We start from the raw sequence: 2,175 nt of genomic DNA on the forward strand, positions 1-2,175 counted from the left end.
ACCCAAGAGTAGGGGAACGAAGAGTCGAAAAGAAAATTTGAAAAGTTTCCAGCAAATAAGTCCTATTAATAGAGTTAGTAAAATCATTATAATACCTCCGGTTTTAACGCCCTTGAAGGCTTCCTGTAATAGTATTATATCAGGTTTTAACTTGTATTGCTGGTTTTAAACTTTAAATAAAATTGCTCTCCTTAAAATATTCTTGAAATAGTTGCTTATATATATCAATAAAGTCAAAAAACATTTGCTTAGATAAATGCTCATTAGATTGATGCGGGGTTTCGTTACCAGGACCAAAAATAGCGTAATTAGCGCCCACCGGCTGATCGGCTAATAATTGTGATGCATCCGTTCCACCCATGGCACCAATTGCTAACACCTTATCTGGCGAGTAGGGTACACCCATCGCATTAGCCATTTTTTGATTGGCCTTAATTTTTTCTGGAGTGTCATTAAGTTTTTTAAAATACGGCTGGGAGATATTTTGTAATAAATGAATGAGCTTCGAATCAGGTTTACCAGCAATGGGTATTAAATTAGTAGTAACTTCATATTTAATTTGACCCTTAGCAAATTGATTATAGGCTTGAATGCTGTCTTTAATGATCTTCATAATTTTATCATTAGGATACTCAGAAATTGTACGGATATTAACTTCTGCTTCAGCGATACTAGGAATTGTATTGACTTGTTCGCCACCGTGGAACATATCAATATTGAACAGGGTAGGTCTTTTTAATATGGGACTAACCGCGTATTGAGTAGCTCGTAGAATATTCTTTTTGAGTAAGTCCAAGACATCAATTAAATTTTCCACAGCATTGATTCCTGCCTGTGGCCTTGAGCTATGTGATGCTTGGCCTAGAGCAGTAATGTGTAAGTCAATCGCTCCAGTATGTGTATGGGTAATTAAATATCCTGTCGGTTCGCCTAGTAGTAAAGCATCCGCGTCTTTCATAGCACCAGATTGATATGAAGCAGCAGCTCCAATTTCGCCAACTTCTTCATCTGCTGTGGCTAGTAATCTGATAGTACCATTAATTGGTTGACCAGATTCCTTTAATTCAATCATCGCAATAACAAAAGCTGCCATACCACTTTTCATATCCGTAACACCGCGACCATATAACTGTCCATCTTTTTCAGTTAAGGTAAACGGATCACTGTTCCATTCATTTTCATTGACCGCCACCACATCTAAATGTCCTGAAATTACTAAGACTGGTTCGCCACTGCCAATTTCAGCTATTAAGTTAGCACGTTTGCCCTCAACCAGCTGGACTTTACTTTTAATATCAGCTTTGTCGAAAACTTGCTTTAAGTATTGGGCTGCTTCCAATTCATTGTCGCCAACTGTCTTAAAAGATATTAAATCACTTAAAATTTTAATTTTGTCTTTATCGTTCATTTAATAACCTCCTTATAGGCTTTATATGAATTTTATCACAATAGGCTATTGTGGTGAAATCGTTTTAAACTAATAAAAGTTTTATTAACTATAATAGATTTTTATACTTACTTATGTTTTAAAGATATTTTACATAATAACTATCATTCTATAAATTATATTATAAGCAGAAGTATTTAATAGTTACGAATTATTCAAGGAGTACACATCATGAAAAAAATAATTTTTATCTTAATAATAGTTTTAATTTGGTGTTTAGGAAGTACCCAACAATCAGTCCAGGCTGCAGGTCATATTGATAACAAAACGCAATATCTTAGAGTGAGCTTTAAGGGTCATCATTTTAAGGCTTGTTTAAAGCACAACAAAGCAGCACAAGATTTGGTTAAACAGTTACCAATAAGATTACATTTTCGAAGTTTTAATACTCCAGAAAAATTAGCTGATTTAAATCAGCCTTTAAGTACTAAAGGAATGACAGTTGGTGAAGATCCTGCTATTGGTGATATTGGTTATTGGTCCCCAGAACCTCGTCTAGTATTTTACTGGGGTAATGTGGATTATTTCAATGGCATTCATGTCATTGGCCATTTTAATAAGCGGCAAACGGCCGCAAGAGTCTTACAGCAACAAAAACATCCCTTTACAGTAACTATTAAATTGATTAAAGCCAATAAGTAAAATAAGCAGTTCAACTTAGTATTATTAGTTGGGCTGCTTATTTTTTACAAATTATAAATATCATATATATTTTTGGAGATTTTATT

General features: G+C 34.2%; 2 protein-coding genes. One reads left to right on the forward strand and one right to left on the reverse strand.

The window, feature by feature from the left end:
- Nucleotides 1–172 precede the first annotated feature (172 nt).
- Nucleotides 173–1,408: an ArgE/DapE family deacylase gene (locus EQ827_RS08510; RefSeq protein ID WP_181190555.1), complete on the reverse strand. Its 1,236-nt coding sequence runs from the start codon at nucleotides 1,406–1,408 to the stop codon at nucleotides 173–175.
- A gap of 210 nt (nucleotides 1,409–1,618) precedes the next feature.
- Here EQ827_RS08510 and EQ827_RS08515 point away from each other — a divergent pair, with 210 nt between their 5' ends.
- Entirely contained in the window at nucleotides 1,619–2,089 is a 471-nt protein-coding gene (locus tag EQ827_RS08515; protein ID WP_181190556.1) for a cyclophilin-like fold protein, read from the forward strand.
- Nucleotides 2,090–2,175 lie beyond the last annotated feature (86 nt).

Origin of the sequence: Bombilactobacillus bombi (assembly GCF_013607485.1) — a bacterium.
Taxonomy (GTDB): Bacteria; Bacillota; Bacilli; order Lactobacillales; family Lactobacillaceae; genus Bombilactobacillus; species Bombilactobacillus bombi_A.

Bases quoted from the DNA above. Each gene is read 5' to 3' on its own strand.
- EQ827_RS08510 (WP_181190555.1), bottom strand. From the start codon at position 1,408: ATGAACGATAAAGACAAAATTAAAATTTTAAGTGATTTAATATCTTTT.
- EQ827_RS08515 (WP_181190556.1), top strand. From the start codon at position 1,619: ATGAAAAAAATAATTTTTATCTTAATAATAGTTTTAATTTGGTGTTTA.